This window comes from Micromonospora sp. CNZ295 (assembly GCF_004217535.1).
In genome coordinates this window covers 3,750,655-3,775,883 of the sequence record NZ_SHKZ01000001.1, presented here as the reverse complement: position 1 = coordinate 3,775,883, position 25,229 = coordinate 3,750,655, and the positions used below count along the sequence as shown (strand labels likewise).

Genomic DNA, 25,229 nt, shown 5'->3' with positions numbered 1-25,229 from the left:
CAGGGGGTGCCTGTGCGGAATACGGAATCGACGGTCTCGCCGGTGGTGGAGGCGTGGGCCACCTACCGGACGACGTCGGCGGCCGATTGGCCGGTGCGGCGCCTCGTCCGCGCCAAGGGGGGTAGCCGGGTCAGCGTGGTGCTGCCCGCTCACAACGAGGAGGCCACCGTCGGCGCGATCGTGTCGACGATCCGCGAGCACCTGATGGACCGGGTGCCGCTGGTGGACGAGCTGATCGTGGTGGACTCCCGGTCCACCGACCGGACCGCCCAGGTCGCCCGGGCCGCCGGCGCCGAGGTGGTCAGCCAGGACGCGATGACCCGCGGCCTGCCGCAGCTGACCGGCAAGGGGGACGCGCTGTGGGCCGGGCTGGCCGCGGCCGAGGGCGACGTGGTCGCGTTCGTCGACGCCGACCTGCGGGAGTTCCGACCGCACTTCGTGACCGGGCTGGTCGGCCCGCTGCTGACCGACCCGTCGGTCGACTTCGTCAAGGGCTTCTACCACCGCCCGCTGGTCGGTACGACCAGCGTCGAGGCCGACGGGGGCGGCCGGGTCACCGAGTTGATGGCCCGCCCGCTGCTGAACCTGTTCTGGCCGGAACTGGCCGGCTTCGTCCAGCCCCTGGCCGGCGAGTACGCGGGCCGCCGCGACGTGCTGGAGCAGGTGCCGTTCGTCTCCGGGTACGGGGTGGAGACGGCCATGCTCATCGACCTGCTCGACCTGGTCGGCCTGGACGCGCTGGCCCAGGTGGACCTGGGCGAGCGCAAGCACCGGCACCAGGACACCGCGGCGCTGGGCCGGATGTCGGCGCAGATCATGCTCACCGCGTGGTCCCGACTGCAGCGGCGCGGCTGGGCGGCGCCCGGCGAGTTCCCCACCGCCCTGCTGACCCAGTTCCGGCGCGGCGGCTCGGACACGCTGCCGAACCTGGAACGCGAGATCGTGGTCACCGACATCTCCGTCCAGGAGCGGCCACCCCTGGCCGAACTGCGGCACCGGGTGCCCCGCCGCCGGGTGGCCGCGGCATGAGCGGCCGACGGGGCGGCGGGCGGGGCGGCGGCGTGCGTGGCGGACCGGGCGGTGCGCGATGAGCCGTACCGTCCTGATGAACGCCGGACCGTGGCTGTCGGTGCCCCCGCCCGGCTACGGCGGCATCGAGAACGTGATCGCGACCCTGGTGCCGGAGCTACGCCGGCTCGGCGTGAAGGTGGTGCTCGCCTCGGTGGGCACCAGCACCCTGCCGGTCGACGAGCGGCTGTCGGTCTTCCCGGACGGGCAGTTCGCCGCGCTGCAGCGGCCGTACAACCAGGTGTGCGGGATCTCCCAGGCGCATCTCAACGGAGTGGTGCGGGAGCTGCACGCGCGCGACGACATCGACCTGGTGCACGACCACGTCGAGGCGGTCGGGCTGGCGACGCTCACCGCCATGGGCCCGGACGCGCCGCCGGTGCTGCACACCCTGCACTGGGACCTCGCCAAGCACCCCGAGCTGTACGGCAACCTCGACGGCGGCGACCGGGTCCGGGTCAACGGGGTCTCGGCGTCGCAGCTGGCCCGGGCGCCCGAGACGCTTCGGCGGCACTCCGTCGGGCACGTGCACCTGTCCACCCCGCTCGCCGTGGACGCGCACCGGCGCACCCCCGTCGAGAAGGGCGACTACGCGGTCGTCCTGGGCCGGATCAACCCGGGCAAGGGGCAGGACCTCGGCGCGCGGGTGGCGCAGCGGGTGGGCGTACCGCTGGTCCTGGCCGGGCCGGTCGGGCCGTACCACCGGCCGGCGGACCTGGCCGCGGCCGGCGAGGAGGCCCGGCAGAACCCGGACGCGCGGTTCTTCCTCGAGAAGGTCGCCCCGCACGTCGACGGCGACCTGGTCCGCTGGGTCGGGACGGTCGCCGGGCAGGAGCGCGACGCCCTGGTGGCCGGGGCCCGGGCCACCCTCTTCCCGCTGCGCTGGGAGGAGCCGGGCGGTACGGCGGTGGTCGAGTCCCTCGCCCTCGGCACCCCGGTGGTGTCGACCACCCGGGGCTGCCTGCCGGAGCTGATCGATCACGGCCGCACCGGGCTGCTCACCGCCGACGAGGAGGAGCTGGGCGGGCTGCTGCTCGCCGCGAGCCTGCTCGACGAGGGCGAGTGCCGCCGCGAGGCGGCCGTCCGGTTCACGCCGGCGGTGATGGCCGAGCGGTACGTGGCCCTCTACGACCGGGTCCGCCAGCTCGCCTCCGCGCCGAGCCTGCAGGCCGCCTGAGCGTGGGCCCGGCCGCCCCGCTCCGGGGCGGCCGGGTCACGTTTCGGGCCGGGCGTCGGGGGTACCGCGCAGCGTGACCATCCCGCCCGCCCACGCGCGGGCACGGCGCAACCCCGCGGACGGGCAGCCACCGGTACGCCGCGCCGCCTTCGCCGTGGCCGTGACGTTCCTGATCGTGGGCCTGCTGGGTTTCGTCCCGGGCGTCACCAGCAACTTCGCCGATCTGCGGATCGGTGGGCATCAGTCCGGGGCCCGGCTGTTCGGCGTGGTCACGGTCTCCGTCCTGCACAACCTGCTGCACCTGGCCTTCGGCGTCCTGGGAGTGGTCGCGGCGCGCCGGGTCACCGCGGCGCGGGCGTTCCTGGTCGGCGGCGGGGCGACCTACCTGGTGCTCTGGCTGTACGGGCTGGCGGTGGACCACGGCAGCGGGGCGAACTTCCTGCCGTTGAACGGCGGCGGCGACTGGCTGCACCTCGCGCTCGGCACCGGAATGCTCGGCCTCGGGGCACTGACGTCGGGCCGCGCCCGCGGTGGGCGGATGGCCCCGTGACACCCGTCTCGGTCCGGTTTCGCCCTGCTCAGGCGCGGGTAGTTCGCAGATTCCCGACGACGAGAGGTGAGGGCCGCAGATGTCGACCCGGATCACCTGTGAGGTGCGCGACTGGGCCCCGGTGACGGTGGTGCGGCTGCACGGGGAGCTCGACCTCGGCACCATGCGCACGGTGCGGCGGGTGCTCGACCGGTGCCTGTCCGCGCAGCCCGACGCGCTGGTCGTGGACCTGGCCGAGGTCACCGTCCGTGACCAGCTGGCCATGTCGGTCTTCGCCGCGACGGCCCGCCGCGCCGCCGACTGGCCGGCCGTTCCGGTGCTGCTGTGCGCGCCGCCGCCGGAGGCGTCGGCCTGGCTGGCCGAGTCGGGCGCCGCCCGGGTACTGCCGGTGCGGCGGGACTGCTCGGAGGCGACCCGGGCCGCCCGGAAAGCCGCGGCTCCCCGGCTGCGGGCCCGCCTGGAGCCGGTGGCGGAGGCCTGCCGGCGCGCCCGCGAGCTGGTGGGGGACGCGTGCGCGCGGTGGAACGTGCCGGAGGCGGCGGGCCCGGCGTCGCTGGTGCTCAGCGAGCTGGTCGGGAACGTGGTCCGGCACGCGCGTACTCCGATGAACGTGACCCTGACCCTGCGCCGCCCGTACCTGCACGTCGCGGTGGAGGACGGCACCAGCGGCCGGGTGCGGGAGGTCCGGCCGGACGCGCGGGACGAGGGTGGGCGGGGCCTGCTGCTGGTGCGCGAGGTGGCGCAGCGCTGGGGCTGCGTGCCGGCCGGAGCCGGCAAGGTCGTTTGGGCGGCCGTACCCGCGAATTGACCGAAATTACCGCTCTAGCCTGAATAGCCGCCCTCGCCTGGTTTCATGGTCGGAGGGACGGGTAGCCACGCCCGTTCCATCTGTCGTCAGGCGGGGTGATTGTTCATGCCCAAGCGGGTCACCACGGAACCACGCGACCGGGGTCCGGCGATCCTGGCACCGGCCCGCTTCGGTGGGTACCCTGGACCACGGCGGCCGGCGCTGCCCGGCGGCAAGCTGGTGCGGTTCCTCGCCACCACCGACCACAAGCAGATCGGGCTGCTCTACCTGCTCACCTCGTTCGGGTTCTTCCTGGTGGCGGGTCTGCAGGCGATGCTGATGCGGGCCGAGCTCGCCCGGCCCGGCCTGCAGTTCCTCTCCAGCGAGCAGTACAACCAGCTGTTCACCTCGCACGGGGCGGTGATGCTGCTGCTGTTCGCCACCCCGGCGGCGATCGGGTTCGCCAACTTCATCGTGCCGATCCAGATCGGCGCACCGGACGTGGCGTTCCCCCGGCTGAACGCGCTGGCCTACTGGCTCTTCCTGTTCGGCGGGCTCATGGTCATCGGCGGCTTCGTCACCCCGGGCGGCTCCGCCGACTTCGGGTGGACCGCGTACACCCCGCTGAGCAGTCAGGAGCACTCGCCGGGCGTCGGGGCGAACATGTGGGTGCTCGGCCTGGTGATCTCCGGTCTGGGCACCATCCTCGGCGCGGTCAACCTGATCACCACGGTGCTGACCCTGCGCGCGCCCGGGATGACCATGTTCCGGATGCCGATCTTCACCTGGAACATGCTCCTCGTCAGCGTGCTGATCCTCCTGGTCTTCCCGCTGCTGGCCGCCGCGCTGCTGGGGCTGGCCGCGGACCGGCTGCTCAACGCCCAGGTGTTCACGCCGGAGAACAACGGGCCGATGGTCTACCAGCACCTGTTCTGGTTCTTCGGCCATCCCGAGGTCTACATCATCGCGGTGCCGTTCTTCGGGATCATCACCGAGATCATCCCGGTCTTCAGCCGCAAGCCGATCTTCGGCTACACCGGCTTGGTGCTCGCCACGATCGCGATCACCATCCTGTCCATGGCGGTCTGGGCGCACCACATGTTCGCCACCGGCCAGGTGCTGCTGCCGTTCTTCAGCGTCCTGAGTTATCTGATCGCCGTACCCACCGGGGTGAAGTTCTTCAACTGGATCGGCACCATGTGGAAGGGGCAGCTCACCTTCGAGACGCCGATGCTGTTCGCCATCGGCTTCCTGGTGACCTTCCTGCTCGGCGGGTTGACCGGCGTGCAGCTGGCGGCGCCCCCGGTCGACTTCCACGTCCACGACAGCTACTTCGTGGTCGCCCACTTCCACTACGTCCTCTTCGGCACCGTGGTGTTCGCGCTCTTCGGCGGCTTCTACTTCTGGTGGCCGAAGATGACCGGCCGGCTGATGGACGAGCGGCTGGGCAAGGCCCACTTCTGGACGATGTTCCTCGGCTTCCACGGCACGTTCCTCGTCCAGCACTGGCTGGGCAACGAGGGCATGCCCCGGCGGTACGCCGACTACCTGCCCACCGACGGGTTCACCGCGTTGAACACCTTCTCCAGCATCTCCGCGTTCGTGCTCGGGGTGTCCACCCTCTTCTTCATCTGGAACGCCTGGAAGTCCTGGCGGTACGGCGCACAGGTCACCGTCGACGACCCGTGGGGCTTCGGCAACTCCCTGGAGTGGGCCACCACCTGCCCACCCCCGCTGCGCAACTTCGACCGGATGCCCCGGATCCGCTCCGAGCGGCCCGCCTTCGACGCGAAGTACGGCCCGCTCGTCGCCGACCTGGGGCGGGACCTGCCCCAGCGCACCACGAAGCCGCCGCAGGACTTCCGCGACGAGATACACCGCGAGAAGCACCTGCCCGAGTCGCCGAGCGAGCACGGCGCCACCGGCGCGCGCGAAGCGGTGGCGTACGAGCCGGCTCCCCAGTCGGGGGCGCGGCCGGTGGAGGTGCCGGAGCCGGGCGAGGTGCGCCGGCCCAGCTTCGACGAGACCGACGAGCCCGAGGAGACCATCCTCGGCGCCCAGCGCGCCCCGCAGGAGAACGACCGCTGGCGCCACCCGCGCGGCCACGGCGACACACCCGAAAACTGACCGGTCCGGGGGCTCCGCACGCGGGGCCCCCGGACCGTTCGGTCGATCATGGACTTGTGGTGGCCGGTCCGTCCCGACCCGTGGCTTTCATCCGGCCGCACAACTCCATGATCGGCGGGCGCGGGCTCAGTCGCGGACCGGGGCCAGGCCGGCGGCGGTGAGGGAGCGGCGGACCGCGGGCTGCACCCGGGTCAGCCGCAGCGGCACGCCCGTACGGGCCGCGGCCTCCCGGCCGGCCACCAGCGCGGCGATCCCGCCGGCGTCGAAGCCACCCGCGCCGACCAGGTCGACGACGACCTCGGACGGCTGGCCGGTGACCGCCTCCAGCATCGCCCTGCGCAGCTGGTCGGCACCGTCCCGGTCGACGTCGCCGCCCACCTCGACGACCACCCGGTCGCCGTTCTGCTTCACCGAGATCCGCACCTTCGCGGTGTCCGACTCGGCGGCGCCGTTCTGCCAGGGCGGTGGAGCGTCGGCGAGCATCGCCTGCCGCAGCCAGGTCAGCGCCCGCGACAGCAGCCGGGACACGTGCATCTGGGAGATGCCGAAGCGGGCCGCGATCTCCGCCTGGGTCTGGTTGCCGTAGAAGCGCATCGCGAGGATCCGCCGCTCCCGCCAGGGCAGCCGGTGCAGCAGTCCGCTGACCGTCACCCGGTCGTCCACCGACTCCAGGGCGTTGTCCGACTCGCCCACCAGGTCGCCGAACTCGGCCGAACTCTCCCCGCCGACCGGTGCGTTCAGCGACGCCGGGCTGTAGCCGGCGGCCGACTCCAGCGCCGCCAGGATCTCCTCCTCCGGCGTCTCCAGCCGCGCGGCCAGCTCCGCCACCGTCGGCGCCCGGGACAGCTCGCTGGTCAGCGCCGCCGTGGCCTGGCCCACCTCGAGGATCAGGTCGCGCAGCCGGCGGGGCACGTGCACGCCCCAGGTGCGGTCCCGGAAGTGCCGCTTGATCTCACCGACGATGGTGATCGCCGCGTACGCGGTGAACGAGCCGCGCTCCGGGTCGTACCGGTCCACGGCGTTGACCAGGCCCAGCCGGGCGACCTGCTCCAGGTCCTCCAGCGGCTCGCCCCGCCCGCGGTACCGGCGGGCCAGCCGCCCGGCGAACGGCAACGCGAAGCGGACCAGGTCGTCGCGTGCCTCCTGCCGCCGCTCGGGTGGCAGTCCCTCGATCCGCGCCGCGTACGCCAGCGCCGCCGCGTCGAGGTCTTCGAGGCCCCGATCGGTGGGTGGCGGTGTGCCTGTGGTGGTTTGTCCGAACATCCGCGCCTCCCTCAGGAAGGTCCCCCGCCCGGATTTGGGAAACCGGTCGTGCGCGTGGTGGCACCACGCACCGGGCCGGAAGTGGTTACGTGACTGGGACGCCAGCGGGCGACGGCGCCGGGCTGCACGGCGTGATCAGGCCGTCGCAGCCAGCGGTGTTCCCGCTCCGTAGGTACTCAATCACGGGACCCCGGGTTCGCGAGGATGTTTCGGTGTGCCGGTCTCAACAGACCAGTAATCCCTGGTGGGAGCCGGTGTCGCGGAGCGCTTCCAGGGCCGCCGCGACGGTCATCGGCGGCGGCGTGGGCAGGTCGTACGGCTGCGCCCGCAGCACCTCGGTGGCCCGACGGGTGGGGACCGAGGCGACCGGGTACCCCCGGGCCGCCGACCGGTCCAGGGCCCGCCGGCGGCGGCCGAAGCCGGCCACGGCCAGCCACTGCGGCAGCCCCGCCAGCGCCGGCGACCGCACCCCCGGCGGCTCCGGCAGCACGTCCACCGAGCTGAACGGCTCGCTGCCGGCGAGCCACCACTCCACCCCCTCCACGCTGCGCCGGGTGGCGTTCTCGCACCAGTAGGGCACCATGCCCGCCCGCACCACCTGCCACGGGTCGAGCAGCCGGCCGCACTCGACGACCAGGCGGTTGCCGGTCTTTCCGGCCGCCCGCAGCCAGCGCCGGTACAGGTCGGCCGTGGCCGCGCTCAACGCCGCCGGATGGGGCACCAGCACCCGGCGGAGCGGATGCCGCTGCACGCTGGCCCATTCCTGGAGAGCCCGGTCGAAACCGGGCTCGACGCCGTGCTCGGCCGCGCGGGGCGGCTCGGTCACCTCCGGCGGGCTCCACCGCGCCCCGTCGCCGCCGGCCGAGCGGAGCACCTGCCGCAGCGCGTGGCTGTCCGGGTGGAAGTCCACCGGATCCAGTCCGCTGCCCGGGCAGCCCACCTGGAAGCTGTGACCGGGGGCGGAGTCCAGCACCGGCCAGGTGCGGGCGTCGCCGAGCACCAGCACGGGCGCGCCGGGCTCCAGGCGGTCGGCCAGGAACCGGAGGTACGCGGTGGGCAGCCGGCGCCAGCGCGCGGCCAGCGAGACCGTCGCGCCGGCCAGCGCGCCGCGGCTGGCCGGGCAGTGCACCTGCCGTACGTGCAGGTCGGGGTTTCCGGCGAGCAGCCGCGCGGCCAGCCCGGCCCCGTGGTCGAGCGCGGCCTGCGGCCGGTCCACCGCGCCCTGCGGCCAGTGCACGCTCAACTCGAAGCCGGCGGGCAGCCAGGGCACGCCGAGCAGCACCGCCAGATGGGCGGCCGCGCCGTGCGGGGAGCCGAGCAGCGCGCCCGGATAGCGGCGGGACGGGTACTGGTCGGCGAACCAGCTCGCGACCCCGTCGGCGTCCACCTCCGCGGTCTGGCCGACGGTCAGCGCGACCCGGCCGGCGGCCCGGGTCGCCGCCGCCCGCCGCACCGCGTCGGGGGCGCCGGTGAGGCGCGACAGCGGGCCCGGGTGGCCCAGGTCGGCGCAGTCGGCGCCGCGCAGGGCCCGGGCCGTGGCCGCGACCAGGATCCGGGCACCACTGCCGGCCGCCACGACCCGGTCGCCGGCCAGCCCGGCACCGTCGCCCGGCAGCCCCTCGCGCACCTTGTGCACCGGCCCCAACTTGCCTCGTTCGCTCACCACGCGGCCGGGCTTCCCGTCCCGATGCGGTTCAAACGGGGCATCCCACACCCTAGGGATTAATATGAAGATCTCTGGCGGATCGCCGTCGGGGGCGGGTATCGGCCGACGGCGCGCCGGCACCCGGAACGCGGTACGCCGGTCCGGCGGACTCATGCCGGACCGGCGTACCGCTCTCGCCTGTCGTGGTCGCCGCCGCGCGGCGTCGACCTCGCTCAACCACGCCCCGGGGTGGCGGCGTCCACGTAGCGCAGGACCGCGCCCACCCCGTCGGTCAGCTCCGGCGCCTCCTCCGGGCCCAGTACGGTCAGCTCCGCGTCGGTGCCGACCAGCGCCCGCACGAGGGCGGCGTCCGCCCGGACCTTCTCCGGGTCGCGTACCGACATGGCGGACAGCTGCCCGGGCTCGGTGGCGATCTCGGTGGGCTCCGGCCCGATCCACAGCTCGCCGTTCGCCGACGGGTCGTCGACGATGATCATGTTTTCGACCTGGTTGCGTTGCAGCGCGGAGACCACCGCGTCCAGCCCGGCCCCGACGTCCTCCTGCATGCCGAACCGGTCCAGGGTGGCGCTGATCCGCTGGTCGGCCACCTCGGCGATGCTCTGCACGGTCAGGTCGTCCAGCAGGGTCTGGTCCGCGCCGCCGGCGCGCTTGCCCGCGTCCGTGCGGATCAGCACGTCCTGCCAGCGATCCGGGATCTGCGCCGCGATCACCCCGGTGGCCCGCACGTCCCCGGCCACCACCACCACGTCGGCGCCCACCTTCTCGGCCAGCTCGGCGGTCGCCGCGGCGACGTCGCCGGCGTTGTGGTGCCACGCCTCCATGGCCGCCCGCTGGTACCGGGACTGGGACCACCCGCCGGGCTGCACGCGGCGCAGTTGGAAGTCCTCCCGGCCGGTCACGTGGGCGCGGCGGGGCACACCGCCCGCGCTGACCGCCATCGCGTCGGCGCCGGTCCGGTCGGCCAGCACCCGCACCCACGCCACCTGCTCGCCCCGCTGGGCCAGCAGCGGCATGACGTGGGGCAGCGGGCCGTACGCGGCGAGGTCCCGCAGCGGCGGAGCGGACAGGTACTCCGACAGCGCCACCCGACCGTGGCCGGCGAACACGGCGATGCCGTAGTCGCCCGGCAGCGGGTCGTGCCCGCGCACCACCCGCTCGATCGCGTCGATCGACGCCAGGTCGGCCCGTTGCTGCTGAAGTTGGTCCCGCAGGGCGCGCCAGCGCAGGTCCAGCGCCGGATGGGCGTCCTCGGTGTCGGCGGAGGCGTCCAGGTAGACCGAGCACCACGGGCCCGGCCGGTCGTAGAGCGGGCGCAGGAAGGACAGCTGCATGCTCGACCCCTTTCCAGCTCGGCCCTGCGCTTACCCATGCCGCCCGGCTTGTCACCTGACCCGGCTCCGCCGCGTGACCAGCGTTCATTCACGCCGTTCAACCAATGAGGCCGATACCATCAGTGAACGGAACCGGACTCTGAGTGGTGGCGATGGACAGCGACCTGCAAATCCCACGGATCATCCACCCGACGGCACATATCGTCACCGGCCGGATCGTCCGCCTGCTGGAGGGCTACCCCCGCGAGGTGCGGGTGGGTCAGCCGGTGCTGGTGGCGGTGCTGGTCGCGGCCAGCGTGACCGGGCTACTGGTGGCGCTGGTCCGGGCCGTCCTCTCCGCCGGGTCCGGCGGCACCCGCCGCCGGTTCAAGGACCTCAAGAAGGGGCCGGAGTACCTGGTCACCCCGGTCCGCCTGCGGGACGCGGCGGGGCGGCTCTGCGAGGTCGAGCTGCACGGGCACCTGCCGCAGAGCGCCCTGCACCCGGCCGACCACGTGCAGGTCACGCTGCGCCGCCAGCGCGACCCCGACCTCCCGCCGAAGATCGAGCGGATCGTCAACCTCACCACCGGGCAGCTGCTCACCCCGCGTACGGCCACGCTCTGGTCGCACCTCGGGCCGCCGCTGCTGCTCCAGGCCGCGCTCGGCGCCGTGCTGCTCACCACGCTCGCGGCCTGCTCCGCGCTCACGTGAAAGGAAGGGGCCCTTCTCAACGCCGGGCGTTGTACCGGGGCCCCCTCCGGACACCCGGCGCGCCCGGACGTTTCAGCCCGCCGGCGGGCGGGCACCGCAGGCTGGCGTGTTCGACGGATTCACGCTCGAGAAGATCGACGTCGGCCCGGTACGGCTCCGGGTGCGCCACGGCGGGTCCGGACCACCGGTCGTGCTCCTGCACGGGCACCCGCGTACCCACGCCACCTGGCACCGGGTCGCGCCACTGCTCGCCGACCGGCACACGGTGATCTGCCCGGACCTGCGCGGCTACGGTGGCTCGTCGAAGCCACCGAGCACACCCGACCACACCTCGTACTCGAAACGGGCCATGGCCGGTGACGTGATCGGCCTGCTCGACCGGCTCGGCCATCGGCGGGCGGCCGTGGTGGGCCACGACCGCGGCGCCTACGTGGCGATGCGCACCGCGCTGGACCACCCCGACCGGGTCGACCGGCTCGCGGTCCTCGACGGGGTGCCGATCGGCGCGGCGCTCGCCCGCGCCGACGCCCGGTTCGCCGCCCGCTGGTGGCACTGGTTCTTCCTCGGCCAAATCGAGAAGCCCGCCGAGCGGGTGATCAACGCCGACCCGGACGCCTGGTACGGCGGCTCGCCCGAGCAGATGGGCGAGGAGGCGTACGCCGACTACCGGCGGGCCATCCACGACCCGGAGACGGTGCACGCGATGTGCGAGGACTACCGCGCGGGGCTCGGCCCGGACCGGGCGGCCGACGACGCCGACCGGGCCGCCGGCCGGCGGATCGCCTGCCCGCTGCTGTTCTGCTGGTCCACCCGGGACGACATGGTCGACCTGTACGGCGACCCGACGGCGGTCTGGCGCGACTGGGCCGACGACGTGCGGGCCACCCCGATCGAGTCCGGCCACCACATGGCCGAGGAAGCCGCCACCCAGCTCGCGAAAACCCTAACCCCCTTCCTATCCCCCTTCCCGCCCCCCTGAGCCCGCGATCTTGCACTTTCCGCCCCGATAAAAGCGGCATAAAGGGGCAATTCAAGGGCCGAAAGTGCAAGATCGGCGCGGAGAGAAGGGGCCGGGGTCAGCCGACGGGGGTGGGTTCGCGGGTGGGGGTGTCGGTCAGCATGCCGCTACGGCGGGCCCAGCGCTCGAACGCCAGGGTGGCGAACGGGGGCACGGCGCACAGCAGGGCCGCACCGGTCGCGAGCAGGCTCCACCGGCGCAGCCGCGCCACGGCGAGCACCAGCACGCCGTACGCCATGAAGAGCCCGCCGTGGATCGGGCCGAAGACCTGCACGCCCAGCTCGTTGGCCGGCGGGCCGTACTTCACCGCCATGCCGGCCAGCAGGGCCGCCCAGGAGATCGCCTCGGCGATCGCCGACACGACGAACAGCCGGGTCACCCGTTCCCGCATCGACACGATCCACCCCTTTCGCCCGGCCATGGTAGCCGGGCCCGCTCGGCCGTCCGGCGCGGGCGCTCGCGTCGCGCGGCGGGGATCTGCGCACCTCGGGTGGGTAGAAGAGGACCGACGGGTCTTCCCCCACCCGGCAGGCCGTGCGAACTTTAGGGGACCAGCGGTGACAGGGTGGTGACCATGGGCGAGGATGTCGGCGTTCGGACCTTCAGCCGTGAGGACCGGGCCCGGTACCGGGAGAAGGTGCGCCGCTGCCTCGACGTCTTCGCCGAGATGCTGCGGGAGTCCCGGTTCGACGTCGAGCGGCCGATGACCGGCCTGGAGATCGAGCTGAACCTCGTCGACGACGAGTCGATGCCCGCGATGCGCAACGCCGACGTCCTCGCCGCGGTGGCCGACCCGAGCTTCCAGACCGAGCTGGGCCAGTTCAACGTGGAGATCAACGTGCCGCCCCGGAAGCTGGCCGGCACGGGCACGGCGGAGTTCGAGGAACAGGTACGCGCCAGCCTCAACGCCGCCGAGGCCAAGGCCCAGACCGTCGGTGCCCACATGGTCATGATCGGGATCCTGCCGACGCTGCGCCCGGAGCACCTGACCGCGGCCACCCTGTCCGCGAACCCCCGCTACGAGCTGCTCAACGAGCAGATCTTCGCCGCCCGCGGCGAGGACCTGCGGATCGCCATCAACGGCGTGGAGCGGCTGGCGGTCACCGCCGACACCATCACGCCGGAGGCGGCCTGCACCAGCACCCAGTTCCACCTGCAGGTCAGCCCGGCCCAGTTCGCCGACTACTGGAACGCGGCGCAGGCGATCGCCGGCATCCAGGTGGCGCTCGGCGCGAACGCTCCGCTGTTCTTCGGGCGGGAACTGTGGCGGGAGACCCGCATCCCGCTGTTCGAGCAGGCGACCGACACCCGCGCGGAGGAGATCAAGGCGCAGGGGGTCCGCCCCCGGGTGTGGTTCGGCGAACGCTGGATCACCACGGTGTTCGACCTGTTCGAGGAGAACGTCCGCTACTTCCCGGCGCTGCTGCCGGTCTGCGACCCGGAGGACCCGGCCGAGGAGCTGGCGGCGGGCGGCGTGCCGAAACTCGCCGAGCTGCGGCTGCACAACGGCACCATCTACCGCTGGAACCGCCCGGTGTACGACGTGCTGAAGGGCCGCCCGCACCTGCGGGTGGAGAACCGGGTGCTGCCGGCCGGGCCCACCGTCGTGGACACGATCGCCAACGGCGCCTTCTACTTCGGGCTGGTCCGGGCGCTGGCCGAGAGCGACCGGCCACTGTGGTCGCAGATGTCGTTCAGCGCGGCCGAGGAGAACTTCACCGCGTGCGCCCGGTACGGCATCGACGCGCAGGTCTTCTGGCCCGGCCTCGGCTACCTGCCGGTCACCGAGCTGGTGCTGCGGCGGCTGCTGCCGCTGGCCCACCACGGGCTGGAGCGGTGGGGCGTCGACCCGGACGAGCGGGACCGGCTGCTCGGCATCATCGAGCAGCGCTGCCTGACCGGCCGCAACGGCGCGAGCTGGCAGGTGGCGACCCTGCACCGGCTGGAGTCCGCCGACCTGCTCGACCGGCCGGAGGCGCTCCGCGAGGTGGTCCGCCACTACGTGGACCTCATGCACAGCAACCGGCCGGTGCACGAATGGCCGCTGCCCTGAGCCGGGTCAGACGGTGAGCAGGACCTTGCTGCAGTCGTCCTGCTTCTTCTGGAAGATCCGGTAGCCCTTCGGGGCGTCCTTCAGCTTCATCCGGTGGCTGACGATGAAGCTGGGGTCGAGGTCGCCGCGCTGGATGCGGTTCAGCAGCGGGCGGGTGTAGCGCTGCACGTGGCACTGCCCGGTGCGCATGATCAGGGACCGGTTCATGAACGCCCCCATCGGGAACTTGTCGACGAACCCGCCGTACGCGCCGACCACCGACACGACGCCGCCGCTGCGGCAGGCCAGGATCGCCTCGCGCAGCGCGAACGGCCGCTCGGTCTCCAGGCGCGCCGCCTGCTTCGCCCGGTCGTACGCGTACACCGCGGTGTTGCCGTGATGCCCTTCCAGGCCGACCGCGTCGATGCAGGCGTCCGGGCCCCGGCCGGCGGTCAACTCGTTGAGCGCGTCCAGCACGTCGGTGTCGTCGTAGTTGATCGTTTCCGCGCCGGCGTGCTCGGCGGCCAGCCGCAGCCGGTACGGGTACCGGTCGATCACGACGATCCGGCCGGCGCCGAGCAGCCGGGCGCTGGCCGCGGCGAGCAGGCCGACCGGACCGGCGCCCCAGACCGCGACCACGTCGCCGGGCTTGATGTCGCACATCTCCGCGCCCATGTAGCCGGTCGGGAACACGTCGGCGAGCATCACCGCCTGTTCGTCGGGCACGTCCTCGGGCACCTTGACCGGCCCGACGTCGGCGAACGGGACGCGGACGTACTCGGCCTGGCCGCCCGCGTACCCGCCGAGCAGGTGGGAGTAGCCGAAGATGCCGGCCGGGGAGTGCCCCATGACCTTCTCCGCGACGCCGGCGTTGGGGTTGGAGTTCTCGCAGACCGAGTAGAGCCCGCGCTGGCAGGACGTGCAGTGCCCGCAGGCGATCGGGAACGGCACCACCACCCGGTCGCCGGGCTTCAGGTTGCGCACCTGCGGGCCGACCTCGACGACCTCGCCCATGAACTCGTGCCCGAGGATGTCGCCCTTGCGCATCGCCGGGATGTAGCCGTGGTAGAGGTGCAGGTCGGATCCGCAGATGGCGGTGGTGGTGACCCGCACGATCGCGTCGCGGGCGTTCAGGATGGTCGGGTCGGGCACGTCGACGACCTTGACGGTGTCGGTGCCCATCCACGCGGTGGCCTTCATCGGATTCCCCCTCCCCGGTCAGCGTCGGCCCAGCGGCTGTGCCGGGCGCTGCGTGACCTGCTGCCGGACGGAGATGCCGCCCGGGCTGCCCTCGGACCGGACCACCTCGCCGGTCTCCAGCACCTGCTTGAACCGGCGCAGGTCGTCGCGTACCTGCTGCTCGGGCTCCTCGCCGAAGAGCTTCGCCACCGCCCGGCCGAGGGCACCGGCCGGCGGAGCGTACCGGAGGAGCACGCGGACCTCGGTGCCCCGGTCGCCCGGGGCGGGCACGAAGCGCACCCGGCCGGCGTTGGGTACCGGCGCGCCGGGGAGCGACCGCCAGGCGATGGCCCGGTTCGGGCGGTCGTCGACGATCTCGGCCTCCCACTCGACGTGCCGGCCGGCCGGCGCGTGGACGACCCAGTGCGACCGGCGCAGGTCCTCGGCGCGGACCGACTCCAGGTGGGTCATGAACCGCGGCAGGTTCTCGACGTCCCGCCAGAACCGGTACGCCTCGGCCGGCGACCGGTTCACGGTCACCGCGATCTCCATCCGGATGGCGCGCTTCCGGGCGCGGCGGATGCGCCCCGCGCGCAGGGCGGCGACCAGGTCGACGGCGGCGATCCCACCGACGACGGCGGTGGTCAGGGCGAGCCGGCGGCGCCGCTCGCCGCCGCTGCCGGCGTGTGCCCGGACGAGCAGAGCCAGGTCGAGGGCGTCGCCGGCCACCCGGGTCCACGACCAGCCGGCGGCGGCACCGCCGCCGATCAGGCCGGCGGCGTGCACCAGTTCGCGGGCGCCCACGGCGGGGATGACCAGGCGGGCGGCGGGCGAGTCGGCCACCCCGGTCAGGCGGGCGAGGCGCTCGGGCGCGGCGAGCGCGCCGACCCCGAGGGCGAGGCTGAGCAGCCCCAGGGCACGTGGCAGGGCCGCCACCGGCTCCGGTCCGTCGAGTTCGGGCAGCAGGGCCCGGTCCGCCTCGTCCACGCGTCGCCCCCCTCGCGTCGGCGTGCCGCCGTCGGTACGACGACGGCCGGCGGTGTTCCGCCACCGTGACGGTATGCGGAGAAACCGGCGTATGCGCCCGATTCCGGCGAGGTTTGCCGTTCTCGGTTTCCGGAACGCCAGTCCGGTCGGTGCCGCCGGGCCGGGCCAGGCGCCCGCCGGGCCGGGCCAGGCGCCCGCCCGGCCGACCCGCCGGCCGGCGGGCCGGACCGGCTGGCCGGCGGGTCGTAGGCTGCTGGCCAGGCCCGGCGACCGGCCCGCGCCGCCGCGGCCCGCCCCGACGCCGCCTGGAGGGACCACCGCCATGACCGAGACCCCGACCGCCAGGCAGAAGCGGGTGTGGGACCGGACCGCCCCCAGCTACGACCGGCAGATCGCCTTGCTGGAGCGGATCCAGTTCGGCGGCGGGCGGGAATGGCTCGGCGAGCGGGCCCGCGGCCGGGTCCTCGAGGTCGCCGTCGGGACCGGACGCGACCTGCCCCACTACCCCGCCGACGCGACCCTCACCGGGATCGACCTGAGCCCGGCGATGCTCGCGATCGCCCGCCGGCGCGCGGCCGGCCTCGGCCGCGAGGTCGACCTGCGGGAGGGCGACGCCGAGCGCCTGCCGTTCCCGGACGGCTCGTTCGACACGGTGGTGTGCGCGCTGTCGCTGTGCAGCATCCCCGACCCGGCCGCCGCGGTCGGCGAGATGGCCCGCGTCCTGGTTCCCGGCGGCCGCCTGCTGCTGCTCGACCACATCGGAAGCAGCTGGCCACCGGTCTACGCCGCCCAGTGGCTCCTCGAACGGGTGACCGTCCGCCTGGCCGGCGAGCACTTCACCCGTCGCCAGCTACCCCTCGTCCGGGCGGCCGGTCTCGAGATCGTGGAGACCGAACGGCTCAAGGCGGGCACGGTCGAACGCATCCACGCGGTCAAGCCCGGCTGACCCGGCCATCCACCCGCCGCGAGTCGTGGGGACTTCTGGATGCATTCAAGAAGAAACTGACGCATACTGCCCAACGTGGCCACCACGCCGGAGTACGAGCACATGCTGCGGGGCGCCGCGCTGCGGGTGACCCGTCCGCGGCTGGCGGTGCTCGCCGCGGTGCACGCGCACCCGCACGCCGACACCGCCTCGATCTTCGGCGCGGTGCGCAGGGAGCTTCCCGAGGTGTCCCACCAGGCCGTGTACGACGTACTGGCGGCGCTGACCGCCGCCAACCTGCTACGCCGGATCGAGCCGGCCGGCTCGGTGGCACGCTACGAGGCGCGGGTCGGGGACAACCACCACCACGTCGTGTGCCGGTCGTGCGGCGCCATCGCCGACGTCGACTGCGCCGTCGGCGATTCGCCCTGCCTGAGCGCGTCCGCGACCCAGGGCTTCTCGATCGACGAGGCCGAGGTCACCTACTGGGGTGTCTGTCCTGGCTGTGTCACGGCACCAGCAACCCGATGACCGAACGATGAGCAGTGAGGAAGGACCGACGTGCCTGAGCACGGCAGCGAGAGCGAGAACCCGGCAATCCCCTCCCCGAGCCCGAAACCGGCCCGGCGCCCGAGGACCAACCAGGACTGGTGGCCGAACCAGCTGAACCTGCAGGTCCTGCACCAGCACTCCCCCCGGGCCAACCCGATGGGCGAGAGCTACAGCTACGCGGAGGAGTTCAAGAAGCTCGACGTGGAGGAGCTGAGGCGCGACGTCTTCGAGGTCATGACGACCTCGCAGGACTGGTGGCCCGCCGACTACGGGCACTACGGGCCGCTGTTCATCCGGATGAGCTGGCACGCCGCCGGCACGTACCGGATCGAGGACGGCCGCGGCGGTGCCGGCGACGGCGCCCAGCGCTTCGCGCCGCTGAACAGCTGGCCCGACAACGCCAACCTGGACAAGGCCCGCCGGCTGCTCTGGCCGGTCAAGCAGAAGTACGGGCGCCGGCTCTCCTGGGCCGACCTGCTGGTCTTCGCCGGCAACTGCGCGCTGGAGTCGATGGGCTTCAAGACGTTCGGCTTCGGCTTCGGCCGCGAGGACGTCTGGGAGCCGGAGGAGATCTTCTGGGGCCCGGAGGACACCTGGCTCGGCGACGAGCGCTACAGCGACGACCGGGAGCTGACCGGGCCGCTCGGCGCGGTGCAGATGGGCCTGATCTACGTGAACCCGGAGGGGCCCAACGGCACCCCGGACCCGCTCGCCTCCGCCCGGGACATCCGCGAGACGTTCCGCCGGATGGCGATGAACGACGAGGAGACCGTCGCGCTGATCGCCGGCGGCCACACCTTCGGCAAGACCCACGGCGCCGCCCCGGCCGAGTACGTCGGCCCCGAGCCCGAGGCCGCCCCGATCGAGGACCAGGGCCTGGGCTGGAAGAACAGCTTCGGCACCGGCAAGGGCGACGACACGATCACCAGTGGTCTCGAGGTCACCTGGACCTACCACCCGACCCGGTGGGACAACGAGTTCTTCCACATCCTCTTCGCGTACGAGTGGGAACTGACCCAGTCGCCGGCCGGCGCGCACCAGTGGCGCCCGAAGCACGGCGCGGGCGCCGACATGGTGCCGGAGGCGCACGACCCGACGAAGCGCCGCGAACCCCGGATGCTCACGTCGGACCTCGCGCTCCGGTTCGACCCGACCTACGGTGCGATCTCCCGACGCTTCCTGGAGCACCCGGACGAGTTCGCGGACGCGTTCGCCCGGGCCTGGTACAAGCTGCTGCACCGCGACATGGGTCCGGCCTCCCGCTATCTGGGGCCGTGGGTGCCGGAACCGCAGCTGTGGCAGGACCCGGTCCCGGCGGTGGACCACGAGCTGGTCTCCGGCGCGGACGTCACCGCCCTCAAGCGCCAGCTCCTCGACTCGGGGCTGTCCATCGGCCAGCTGGCGCGTACGGCGTGGGCGTCGGCGGCGAGCTTCCGCGGCACCGACCTGCGCGGCGGGGCCAACGGGGCCCGGATCCGTCTCGAACCGCAGCGGAACTGGGAGGTCAACGAGCCGGCCCAGCTCGCCACGGTGCTGGGCACCCTGGAGCGCGTCCAGCAGGAGTTCAACAGCGCCCAGTCCGGCGGCAAGCGGATCTCGCTCGCCGACCTGATCGTGCTGGGCGGGTGCGCGGCCGTCGAGCAGGCGGCCCGCAACGCCGGGCACGAGATCACCGTGCCGTTCACGCCGGGGCGTACCGACGCCGCGCAGGAGCAGACCGACGTCGAGTCGTTCACCGTGCTCGAACCGAGGGCCGACGGGTTCCGCAACTACCTGCGGGCCGGGCAGAAGCTCTCCCCGGAGACGCTGCTGCTGGACCGGGCCAACCTGCTCACGCTGACCGCACCCGAGATGACGGTCCTGGTCGGCGGCATGCGGGCGTTGAACGCCAACGTGGGGCAGGCGCCGCACGGCGTGCTCACCGACCGGCCGGAGACGTTGACCACCGACTTCTTCCGCAACCTGCTCGACGTCGGCACCGAGTGGACGGTCTCCACGTCGACCGAGAACGTGTACGAGGGGCGGGACCGCGCCACCGGCGAGGTCAGGTGGACCGCCACCGCCGTCGATCTCGTCTTCGGCGCCAACTCGCAGCTGCGGGGCATCGCCGAGGTGTACGCCGCCGCCGACGGGCAGGAGAAGTTCCTGCAGGACTTCGTGGCCGCGTGGGTCAAGGTGATGAACCTGGACCGGTTTGACCTCACCTGACGGCGACGGGGCGTCCGGCGACATCGTGGAACTGCGGGTCCACGGTGTCGCCGGCGCCGGCCCGTCGCGGCTGCTGGGCAGTCCGGGGGTCCGCCAGGTCGCCGGCGACCGCCGGGCCGGGTTCCACCGCCCGGCGCACCCGGAGGCGACGGGGCCGGGCGGGGTGGTGCCGGAGGCGTACCGGTGGGGCGACCTGCCCTCGGGCACCGCCGGCCGGACCCTGTCGCTGGTGTTCCTGCTGCCGTTCATGTTGAGCAACACGGCGGTGTGGATGCGCCCGCCCGGTCGCGGGTCGGGCGTCACGGCGCTGTGCCGGCTCCTCGCCCTCAACCTGACCCTGGTGTACGTGTTGACGGCCGCCGGCGTCGCCCTGGACCTGTTCGCCTGGACGTGCCTGGGCTCGTCCGGCTGTCTCGCCGGTGCCGACCGGCTGGGCGACCACCCGGTCGGACCGCGCCTGGCCGTGCTGGCCGCGGTCCCGGTCGCGGCGATCTGGCTGGTCTGGTCGCTGAGCACGCGCACCCGCCACCCGTACGAGGCCGCCGCGGCAGCCGACCCGGCGGGGGACCGCCTCGACACGCTGGCCGGGTGGGACCGGATGCCGGTGGTGCGCCGGCTGCGGGCGGTCCACGTCGCCGCCGGCTTGGCGGTGCTGGACCTGACCCTGCTCGTCGCGCGCGGCGCCCCCGGTCACTCCGCCGCGACGGCCGCCCTGCTCGCGCTCGCCGGTGCGGTGCTCGTCGCCGGTGTGGCGCTGCTGTGCGCTCCGGCCCCGCTGGAGGCGGCGTCCCGGCGGACCGACCGGTTGACCCGGGCGCTCTGCGCCGCCGCCGGCGCCGGGACGGTGGCGACGCTGGCGGCCGTCGCGCTGGATCCGACCCCGTGGCCCCGGTCGGCGGGCCTGCCGGGGTACGACCGGCTGGTCGCGGTGGTGTTCCTCACCGAGATGGCGCTGGTGGTCGCGCTGGGGGCGCTGGTGCTGTGGGGGCACGCCGGCCGGGCCCGCCGGCCGGTGCTGCGGCGCGGGCTGGGCGCGCCGGTCGTCGGGGCGCTCGCGGTGGGCCTCGGGGCGGCGCTCTCCGCCGAGGTGGCCTACCTGACCGCGTACGTCCTCATGCCCGGCCCCGTCCCGGCGCGCCCCGACGAGCTGATGGCACCGCCACCGGCGTACCAGTGGGCGGCGCTCAGCTTCGTCGTCACGCTGACCGCCGCGACGGTGATCGGCGGCGCGACGACCCTGGTCTCCAGGCGACGGCGGCGGCGGGCGGCGGCGGGCATCGTCGCCCGGGACTTCCCGGCGGCGCCGGCGCGGGCGGCCGGGCGGATCCGGCGGGTGCGGCGGGCGGTGGCCCGCGCGCGGTTCACCGAGCAGCTCGGCGTGCTGGCCGCCGGGTACGCGTGCCTGGCCCCGTTCGGGCTCGCCGCGGCGGTGCTCGGGGCGGCGGGGGTGGAACCGGTGCCGTTCGCGGAACGCCACCTCGGCCTGCCGTCCGGTGTCGTGCTCGCCGGGCTGGCCGCCGGCAGCTACGCCACCGCGGCCGTCGTCGTGGCGCTGGTGGTGGGCGCGGTGTTCGCGTACCGAACGGCGGGGTTCCGCCGGTACGTCGGCGTGCTCTGGGACCTCGGGACGTTCTGGCCGCGGGCGGCGCACCCCTTCGCGCCGCCCAGCTACGCCGAGCGCGCGGTGCCGGAGCTGACCGACCGGATCGGCCACCTCAGCGGGCGCCACGCCGGGGTGGTGCTGACCGGGCACAGCCACGGTTCGGTGCTGCTCGCGATGACCGTGCTGCGGCTGCCCCCGCGGGCGAACCGGCGGGTGGCCCTGCTGACGCACGGTTCGCCGCTGACCCGCCTCTACGCCCGGCTGTTCCCCGCGTACCTCGGCGAGGACGTGCTGCGCGAGGTGGGCGACCGGATCGGCTGGCGGTGGCTGAACCTGTGGCGGGACACCGACTTCGTCGGCGGCTGGGTCCTCTCCGGGCACCGGCCCGGCGAACCGCCCACGGTCGCCGGGCCGCCCGGTGGGGTCGATCGCCGCCTGCGCGATCCCGAGGACGTGCTGCCGCCCCCGGGTGGCCGGGTCCCGCCGCCCGTCGTCGGACACTGGCCGGGCGAGTCGGACGAGCGGTTCACGGCCGCCGTGCGCGAGCTGGCCGCGCGGCTGCGCGCTGCGGACCGGCGTTGAGCCGCCGGCCCGCCGTGCGCTGCGGTGCGGTCAGCGCAGCGACCGGAAGGCGGTGCGCAGCTCGTCGGTGAGCAGCTCCGGCTGCTCCCAGGCCGCGAAGTGCCCGCCCCGGGGCAGCCGGTTGTAGTGGATCAGGTTGGGGTACGCCTGCTCCGCCCAGCTCCGCGGGGTCTCGTACAGCTCGTCGGGGAAGACGCTCACCGCGACCGGCACCTCGACGCCCTTGGCCGCGAAGAAGGGGAGCTTGTTCTCCGCGTACAGGCGTGCCGCCGAGACTCCGGTGTTCGTCAACCAGAACAGCGTGATGTTGTCGAGCACGTCGTCGCGGGTGAGGCCGACCTGCTGCCCGGCGAACACCTGGCAGATCAGGTCCAGGCTGGCCGCGTCGTGGTCGAGCATGAAGTTCGCCAGGGCCATGGGCGAGTCCGCCAGCCCGATCAGCGTCTGCGGGCGGGTCCCCATCTCCAGGGCGTACGCGGCGTGCTTCCAGAAGAAGTCGAGCTGCTCGCAGGTCCGCCGCTCCTCGTCGGTGAGGCCGGACGGCAGCTTGCCGAGGGCGCTGTTCGCTCCGGTGATGTCCGACTGGATCAGCGCGTCGATGTCGGGCGGAATGGCACCCGGCATGTTGGTGTGGATGCCGAGCAGTTCCAGCGGCGCCTGCAACCCGATGAGGTCCGTGATGAGGGCGCCCCAGTCGCCGCCCTGCGCCACGAACCGGTCGTAGCCGAGGCGGCGCATCAGCTCGATCCAGGCGCAGGCGATGTGCTGGGCGTCCCAGCCCGAGGTGGTCGGCTTGCCCGAGAAGCCGTAGCCGGGCATCGACGGGATCACCAGGTGGAAGGCGTCCGACGCGTCGCCGCCGTGCGCGGTGGGATCGGTGAGCGGCCCGATGATCTTCAGCTGCTCGATCACGGAACCGGGCCACCCGTGCGTGACGATGAGCGGCAACGCGTCCTCGTGCTTCGACCGGACGTGGATGAAGTGGATGTCCAGCCCGTCGATCTCGGTGATGAAGTTCGGCAGGTCGTTCAGCCGCGCCTCGACCTTGCGCCAGTCGTACTCCTCCTCCCAGTAGCGGGCGAGCGCCTGGCTCGTCTCCAGCGGCACGCCCTGCGACTGGTCGTTGACGGTCTCCTTGTCCGGCCAGCGGGTGGCCGCGATGCGCTGCCGCAGCGCCTGGAGGTCCGCTTCGGAGACCTCGATCCGGAACGGCCGGATGTCGGTGGTCGGGCGGGTCATGGTGTTGACGGCCACGTCGGGCCTCCTTCTCGTCGAGGTTGACTGCCGTTACGAGCGGGTCTCGGCGCGTCTGGGCAACTTCCACTCGGGCCGGACGAAGTGGCAGGTGTAACCGCCGGGGTGGTGCTCCAGGTAGTCCTGGTGTTCCGGCTCGGCCTCCCAGAACGGGCCGGCCGGGCTCACCTCGGTGACCACCTTGCCGGGCCACAGGCCGGAGGCATCGACGTCGGCGATGGTGTCCTCGGCGACCTCCCGCTGCTGGTCGTCGAGGTAGAAGATGGCCGACCGGTAGCTGGTCCCCACGTCGTTGCCCTGCCGGTTCTTCGTGGTCGGGTCGTGGACCTGGAAGAAGAACTCGAGCAGGTCCCGGTAGGACAGCTGGCCCGGGTCGTAGACGATCTCGATGGCCTCGGCGTGGGTGCCGTGGTTGCGGTACGTCGCGTTCGGCGTGTCCCCGCCGGTGTAGCCGACGCGGGTGCTGACCACGCCGGGGCGTTTCCGGATGAGATCCTGCATCCCCCAGAAACAGCCGCCGGCCAGGATCGCCTTCTCTGTCGTGTCGGTCATCGCTGCACTCCCCTCGCTCGACCAGCAGGACGCGACCTCAAGGGCCGAAGGTGAAGACGTAGGCGCGGAACCCGGGCCGGTACGCGACGAGGGTCAGCAGGTGGTCGACCCGGGACGCGCCGGCGACGAGCCGGACCATCCGGGCCCGGTCGACCCGCGCGACCCCGTCCGGGTCGACGTCCGCGCCGCGCTCACCGCCGATCGGTTCCCCGTCGAGCAGCACCTGGACCTCGGCCGGTCCCGGTCCCGGGTCGGCGACGAGGTTCACCTCGCCCGCGTTGAACGGCAGGGCCAGCTCGCCGGCGTCGCCGGTCAGCTCGATGTACTCGCCGCCGTTGACCCACTCGCCGGCCAGGTTGAACGTGCCCGGCACCCCGCGGTCCGCGCCCAGGTACGTCTCCGGCGTGACACCGAAGTAGGACGGCTCCCCGGTGGTGGCGAAGTCCCGCGCCTCGGGGCTGACCGGCGGCAGCTTGGTACGCGGCGTCCGGATCTCCAGGAGCCGGCGGATCTCCGACTCCACCCGCTCGTAGGCGCCCTCGCCGACCCACCGGTCGACGAGCCGGCCGTCCGCGTCGAAGAGGTACTTCGCCGGCCACGCGTCGTTGCGCAGCGCCCGCCAGAAGGTGAAGTCGTTGTCGATCGCGATCGGGTAGGTGAGCCCGTGGTCGCGGATCGCGCGGTCGATGTTCTCCGGGCGCCGGCCGAACTCGAACTCGGGGGCGTGCACGCCGATGACGGTCAGGCCCAGGTCGGCGTAGTCGCGGTGCAGCGCCTTCACGTACGGGGCGGTGCGGATCCAGTTCACGCAGGTGTACTCCCAGATGTCGATCAGGACCACCCGGCCGCGCAGGTCGTCCGGCGTCAGCGGCGGCGAGTTCACCCACCGCTCGACGGTGATGGGAGGAAGCTGCACGGTCAGGTTCGCGGTCACGCCGGCACCTCGGCGGCGGCGGCGCCGACGATCGACTTGTCGTCGTCGTCCTGGACGTAGCCGACCACCATCGCCCGTCGTGGATCGAGTTCGGGCGGCACCTCGAGGTCGACGCGCCCGCTCATCAGGTTCAGGTCGGCCGAGGTGAAGGCGCGCACCACGGCGTCCTGGCGCAGCCGCCGCCCGGCGTTCTCCCCGCGGGGGACGTCGTTCGCCAGGTCGCGTTCCACCACCGCCACGTTCAGCACCGCCCGCTCCGGTGGCTGCTCGGCGTGGTAGTCCACCAGCACGTGGCCGCCGTCGGCCGGCTCGGCCGTCACGGTGAGCGGGGTGGCGGCCGGCTCGGTGAGGGCGGCCTTGATGGCGTCGGTCGCGGTCCGCCGGTCGGAGCCGACGAACTCGACGGTGCCGTTGACGACCATCTGCGGCGTGTAGAGGCCCCGCGCCTGGAAGGCCCGCGCGTACGCCTCCTGGCGCAGTGTGTGCGCCTCGTTCCCGTACGGGTCGGCCCAGCCCAGATGGTCCCAGTAGTCGACGTGGAAGCCCAGCGCGTAGACCGGCTGGCCGCGTTCGCGGGCGTCACGGTCGATCTCGGACAGCACGTCCTCGGCGGGCGGGCAGCTGTTGCAGCCCTGGGAGGTGAACAGCTCGACGACGGCGAAACCGCCGTGGGCACTGTTCGACCCGGTGCGCGTGGTGTCCGGCACGGCGCGTCCTCCTCGGTCGGTCGGGCAGCCGTCAC

At 73.5% G+C, this 25,229-nt stretch carries 22 protein-coding genes; 12 read left to right on the top strand and 10 right to left on the bottom strand.

From position 1 onward, the window contains the following. Window positions 1–45: 45 nt before the first annotated feature. The 5 genes from EV376_RS17775 (at window position 46) to ctaD (ending at window position 5,709) form a co-directional block, all read left to right on the top strand. A complete protein-coding gene (locus EV376_RS17775; protein WP_486482904.1) occupies window positions 46–1,029 on the top strand; it encodes a glucosyl-3-phosphoglycerate synthase in 984 nt (327 codons plus the stop codon). A gap of 58 nt (window positions 1,030–1,087) precedes the next feature. Then, window positions 1,088–2,245, top strand: a complete 1,158-nt coding sequence (locus EV376_RS17770; protein WP_130324693.1) for a glycosyltransferase — start codon at window positions 1,088–1,090, stop codon at window positions 2,243–2,245. A 73-nt stretch (window positions 2,246–2,318) separates the two neighbouring features. Beyond that, window positions 2,319–2,795: a DUF4383 domain-containing protein gene (locus EV376_RS17765; RefSeq protein WP_130324691.1), complete on the top strand. Its 477-nt coding sequence runs from the start codon at window positions 2,319–2,321 to the stop codon at window positions 2,793–2,795. Window positions 2,796–2,874: 79 nt separating this feature from the next. Then, complete coding sequence (locus EV376_RS17760) at window positions 2,875–3,603, top strand: ATP-binding protein (RefSeq protein WP_130324689.1); 729 nt, start codon at window positions 2,875–2,877, stop codon at window positions 3,601–3,603. A gap of 105 nt (window positions 3,604–3,708) precedes the next feature. Continuing rightward, entirely contained in the window at window positions 3,709–5,709 is a 2,001-nt protein-coding gene (gene ctaD / locus EV376_RS17755; protein ID WP_130324687.1) for an aa3-type cytochrome oxidase subunit I, read from the top strand. A gap of 126 nt (window positions 5,710–5,835) precedes the next feature. Here ctaD and EV376_RS17750 read toward each other — a convergent pair whose 3' ends face one another. The 3 genes from EV376_RS17750 to EV376_RS17740 all read right to left on the bottom strand — a co-directional run bounded on the left by EV376_RS17750 (window position 5,836) and on the right by EV376_RS17740 (window position 9,969). Then, a complete protein-coding gene (locus EV376_RS17750; RefSeq protein WP_130324685.1) occupies window positions 5,836–6,972 on the bottom strand; it encodes a SigB/SigF/SigG family RNA polymerase sigma factor in 1,137 nt (378 codons plus the stop codon). A gap of 223 nt (window positions 6,973–7,195) precedes the next feature. Next, complete coding sequence (locus tag EV376_RS17745; RefSeq protein WP_486482675.1) at window positions 7,196–8,608, bottom strand: hypothetical protein; 1,413 nt, start codon at window positions 8,606–8,608, stop codon at window positions 7,196–7,198. Window positions 8,609–8,850: 242 nt separating this feature from the next. Next, entirely contained in the window at window positions 8,851–9,969 is a 1,119-nt protein-coding gene (locus EV376_RS17740) for a baeRF2 domain-containing protein (RefSeq protein ID WP_130324683.1), read from the bottom strand. Window positions 9,970–10,112: 143 nt separating this feature from the next. Between EV376_RS17740 and EV376_RS17735 the strand changes: the two genes are divergently transcribed. Together EV376_RS17735 and EV376_RS17730 are read left to right on the top strand one after the other, a co-directional pair. Then, on the top strand, window positions 10,113–10,661 hold the full coding sequence (locus tag EV376_RS17735) for a hypothetical protein (RefSeq protein WP_130324681.1): 549 nt from the start codon (window positions 10,113–10,115) through the stop codon (window positions 10,659–10,661). Between the two features lie 106 nt (window positions 10,662–10,767). Further along, the gene (locus EV376_RS17730) at window positions 10,768–11,640 is read left to right on the top strand and encodes an alpha/beta fold hydrolase (RefSeq protein ID WP_130324679.1); all 873 of its coding nucleotides are present in this window, start codon (window positions 10,768–10,770) and stop codon (window positions 11,638–11,640) included. Between the two features lie 97 nt (window positions 11,641–11,737). Here EV376_RS17730 and EV376_RS17725 read toward each other — a convergent pair whose 3' ends face one another. Then, window positions 11,738–12,070: a DUF3817 domain-containing protein gene (locus EV376_RS17725; protein ID WP_130328712.1), complete on the bottom strand. Its 333-nt coding sequence runs from the start codon at window positions 12,068–12,070 to the stop codon at window positions 11,738–11,740. Between the two features lie 183 nt (window positions 12,071–12,253). Between EV376_RS17725 and EV376_RS17720 the strand changes: the two genes are divergently transcribed. Further along, window positions 12,254–13,732, top strand: coding sequence for a glutamate-cysteine ligase family protein (locus EV376_RS17720; RefSeq protein ID WP_130324677.1), 1,479 nt, complete (start codon window positions 12,254–12,256; stop codon window positions 13,730–13,732). A 6-nt stretch (window positions 13,733–13,738) separates the two neighbouring features. On the opposite strand, the gene EV376_RS17715 is transcribed toward EV376_RS17720, so the two are convergent. Both EV376_RS17715 and EV376_RS17710 read right to left on the bottom strand, forming a co-directional pair. Further along, window positions 13,739–14,911 (bottom strand): zinc-dependent alcohol dehydrogenase, encoded by a 1,173-nt coding sequence (locus EV376_RS17715; RefSeq protein ID WP_130324675.1) that lies wholly within the window; start codon window positions 14,909–14,911, stop codon window positions 13,739–13,741. An 18-nt stretch (window positions 14,912–14,929) separates the two neighbouring features. Continuing rightward, window positions 14,930–15,877 (bottom strand): SRPBCC family protein, encoded by a 948-nt coding sequence (locus EV376_RS17710; RefSeq protein WP_130324673.1) that lies wholly within the window; start codon window positions 15,875–15,877, stop codon window positions 14,930–14,932. A 322-nt stretch (window positions 15,878–16,199) separates the two neighbouring features. Between EV376_RS17710 and EV376_RS17705 the strand changes: the two genes are divergently transcribed. The 4 genes from EV376_RS17705 (at window position 16,200) to EV376_RS17690 (ending at window position 21,747) form a co-directional block, all read left to right on the top strand. Further along, the gene (locus tag EV376_RS17705; RefSeq protein ID WP_130324671.1) at window positions 16,200–16,823 is read left to right on the top strand and encodes a methyltransferase domain-containing protein; all 624 of its coding nucleotides are present in this window, start codon (window positions 16,200–16,202) and stop codon (window positions 16,821–16,823) included. 102 nt (window positions 16,824–16,925) lie between these two features. Continuing rightward, window positions 16,926–17,333: a Fur family transcriptional regulator gene (locus tag EV376_RS17700; protein ID WP_486482903.1), complete on the top strand. Its 408-nt coding sequence runs from the start codon at window positions 16,926–16,928 to the stop codon at window positions 17,331–17,333. Between the two features lie 30 nt (window positions 17,334–17,363). Then, window positions 17,364–19,562, top strand: coding sequence for a catalase/peroxidase HPI (gene katG / locus EV376_RS17695; RefSeq protein ID WP_130324667.1), 2,199 nt, complete (start codon window positions 17,364–17,366; stop codon window positions 19,560–19,562). Next, window positions 19,549–21,747, top strand: a complete 2,199-nt coding sequence (locus EV376_RS17690) for a hypothetical protein (protein WP_130324665.1) — start codon at window positions 19,549–19,551, stop codon at window positions 21,745–21,747. Before katG ends, EV376_RS17690 begins: the two co-directional genes overlap by 14 nt. Window positions 21,748–21,777: 30 nt before the next feature. Here the strand turns inward: EV376_RS17690 and EV376_RS17685 are convergent, their stop codons facing one another. Genes EV376_RS17685 through EV376_RS17670 form a run of 4 tightly spaced genes read right to left on the bottom strand, consistent with a single transcriptional unit; the run spans window position 21,778 to window position 25,194 of the window. Continuing rightward, window positions 21,778–23,001 carry an epoxide hydrolase gene (locus EV376_RS17685; protein WP_486482674.1) on the bottom strand — a complete coding sequence of 408 codons (1,224 nt, stop codon included), beginning with the start codon at window positions 22,999–23,001 and terminating at the stop codon, window positions 21,778–21,780. 33 nt (window positions 23,002–23,034) lie between these two features. Then, window positions 23,035–23,553 carry a peptide-methionine (S)-S-oxide reductase MsrA gene (gene msrA / locus EV376_RS17680; protein WP_130324663.1) on the bottom strand — a complete coding sequence of 173 codons (519 nt, stop codon included), beginning with the start codon at window positions 23,551–23,553 and terminating at the stop codon, window positions 23,035–23,037. A 37-nt stretch (window positions 23,554–23,590) separates the two neighbouring features. Beyond that, a complete protein-coding gene (locus tag EV376_RS17675; protein WP_130324661.1) occupies window positions 23,591–24,487 on the bottom strand; it encodes a redoxin family protein in 897 nt (298 codons plus the stop codon). Further along, window positions 24,484–25,194, bottom strand: a complete 711-nt coding sequence (locus EV376_RS17670) for a DUF1223 domain-containing protein (RefSeq protein ID WP_130324659.1) — start codon at window positions 25,192–25,194, stop codon at window positions 24,484–24,486. The genes EV376_RS17675 and EV376_RS17670 overlap by 4 nt, the downstream gene beginning before the upstream one ends. Window positions 25,195–25,229 lie beyond the last annotated feature (35 nt).

Bases quoted from the DNA above. Each gene is read 5' to 3' on its own strand.
- EV376_RS17770 (WP_130324693.1), top strand. From the start codon at position 1,088: ATGAGCCGTACCGTCCTGATGAACGCCGGACCGTGGCTGTCGGTGCCC.
- EV376_RS17760 (WP_130324689.1), top strand. From the start codon at position 2,875: ATGTCGACCCGGATCACCTGTGAGGTGCGCGACTGGGCCCCGGTGACG.
- ctaD (WP_130324687.1), top strand. From the start codon at position 3,709: ATGCCCAAGCGGGTCACCACGGAACCACGCGACCGGGGTCCGGCGATC.
- EV376_RS17750 (WP_130324685.1), bottom strand. From the start codon at position 6,972: ATGTTCGGACAAACCACCACAGGCACACCGCCACCCACCGATCGGGGC.
- EV376_RS17740 (WP_130324683.1), bottom strand. From the start codon at position 9,969: ATGCAGCTGTCCTTCCTGCGCCCGCTCTACGACCGGCCGGGCCCGTGG.
- EV376_RS17725 (WP_130328712.1), bottom strand. From the start codon at position 12,070: ATGCGGGAACGGGTGACCCGGCTGTTCGTCGTGTCGGCGATCGCCGAG.
- EV376_RS17720 (WP_130324677.1), top strand. From the start codon at position 12,254: ATGGGCGAGGATGTCGGCGTTCGGACCTTCAGCCGTGAGGACCGGGCC.
- EV376_RS17715 (WP_130324675.1), bottom strand. From the start codon at position 14,911: ATGAAGGCCACCGCGTGGATGGGCACCGACACCGTCAAGGTCGTCGAC.
- EV376_RS17705 (WP_130324671.1), top strand. From the start codon at position 16,200: ATGACCGAGACCCCGACCGCCAGGCAGAAGCGGGTGTGGGACCGGACC.
- EV376_RS17700 (WP_486482903.1), top strand. From the start codon at position 16,926: ATGCTGCGGGGCGCCGCGCTGCGGGTGACCCGTCCGCGGCTGGCGGTG.
- msrA (WP_130324663.1), bottom strand. From the start codon at position 23,553: ATGACCGACACGACAGAGAAGGCGATCCTGGCCGGCGGCTGTTTCTGG.